The following is a 1,554-nucleotide window of genomic DNA, read 5'->3' on the forward strand; positions in this document are numbered from 1 at the left end:
GTTACGACTCTTCATACGAACAGCCAAGGAGAGTCAAAGCTAGTTGGGGAGTTAACTTATCCGCTTACTTCAGAGCGACGAGTCGATATGATTATTACAGAATTAGCTGTCTTTTCGGTAACAGATCATGGTCTTGAACTTCTTGAAACAGCTCCGGGTGTTTCTTTAGAGACAGTGCAACAAAAAACGCAGGCTTCTTTTCGCGTCTCTAAATTATTTAATAAAAACAATGAGGTGACAGCATAATGGCAGTGATTGTAAATGCATTTCGAACGCCTATTGGAAAGTTTGGCGGTTCACTTGCAGATACGCTTCCAGAAGAACTAGTCTCTCTTGTGATGAAAAACAATTTGTCTTCAGCGGGATATACTTCAGAGATTGTTGATGAAATCATTGTCGGACAAACGAAACAAAGCGCTCATGCTCCTAATATAGCGAGAGTAGCCGGGCTGAAAGCTCAATTCTCTGAACGTATTCCAGCTTATACCGTGCACCGCCAGTGCGGTTCAGGCATGCAGGCTGTAATGAATGGAGCTATGTCCATTTTATCAGGTCAAGCCGAAGTGGTATTAGCCGGAGGAGTGGAAAGCATGTCTCAAGCACCGCACTATACGGTAGGCACTCGTTTTGGTTTTCACGTTGGTGATTTAACACTCTATGACTCTAATACAGAAAGTCAGCCAAAATCACAGCCTGAAACGTTATACGGAACGTTTACGATGGGACAGACGGCCGAGTGGCTCGCTGAAAAATATAGTATTAGCCGCACGGAACAAGATGAGTTTGCTTTTTATAGTCAGGAAAAAGCTAGGCGGGCTATAGAACTTGATTTGTTTGAAGAAGAAATTATTCCGGTACCTGTAAAAGAAGGAAAAAAAGGTATGAGGCATTTTGCAACAGATGAATTTCCTCGTCTTACTAGCAAAGAAAAGCTTGGTGCGCTTAAGCCTGTTTTTCAAAAGAATGGAACGGTGACAGCCGGCAATTCATCCGGCAGAAACGATGGCGCTTCAATGATGCTGTTGATGTCGGAAGAAAAAGCTGAGCAGCTCGGATTAACGCCTATGGCAAAGGTTGTTTCGTTTGCCGCAGCGGGCGTCTCTCCAAAGGAAATGGGAATTGGCCCCGTTTCTGCTTCGCAAATTGCTTTAAATAAAGTCGGTTTAAGCTTAGGTGATATGGACTTAATTGAATTAAACGAAGCATTTGCCGCTCAAAGTATTGCTTGCTTAAGAGAATGGGACATCACATCAGAAAAAGTGAATGTAAACGGAGGAGCGATTGCGCTTGGACACCCTTTAGGCTGCTCCGGGGCAAGAATTATAACAACTCTGTGTCATGAACTCCACAAGCAAAAAAGACGATACGGCCTGGCTACTATTTGCGTTGCAGGAGGATTAGGAATGGCGATGGTGGTGGAAAGATGGACGAAATAAAAAGAGATTATGTTTTTCATAGAGATTTAACAAAAAAGTATCCAATGATTACGCATGGGGAAGGAAGCTACTTAATAGATGAACAAGGAAAAAAGTATGTAGACGGCTGCTCCGGCGC

At 43.2% G+C, this 1,554-nt stretch carries 1 protein-coding gene and 1 pseudogene; both read left to right on the top strand.

The window, feature by feature from the left end; translation table 11 throughout:
- Positions 1-246 (top strand): annotated as a pseudogene (locus tag AC1DRF_RS27250) (succinyl-CoA--3-ketoacid-CoA transferase); the annotation flags it as partial.
- Positions 246-1,436, top strand: coding sequence for a thiolase family protein (locus tag AC1DRF_RS27255; RefSeq protein WP_016764127.1), 1,191 nt, complete (start codon positions 246-248; stop codon positions 1,434-1,436). The pseudogene AC1DRF_RS27250 and the gene AC1DRF_RS27255, both read left to right, overlap by 1 nt.
- Positions 1,437-1,554: the final 118 nt, after the last annotated feature.

Source organism: Priestia sp. P5_B4, from assembly GCF_056400385.1.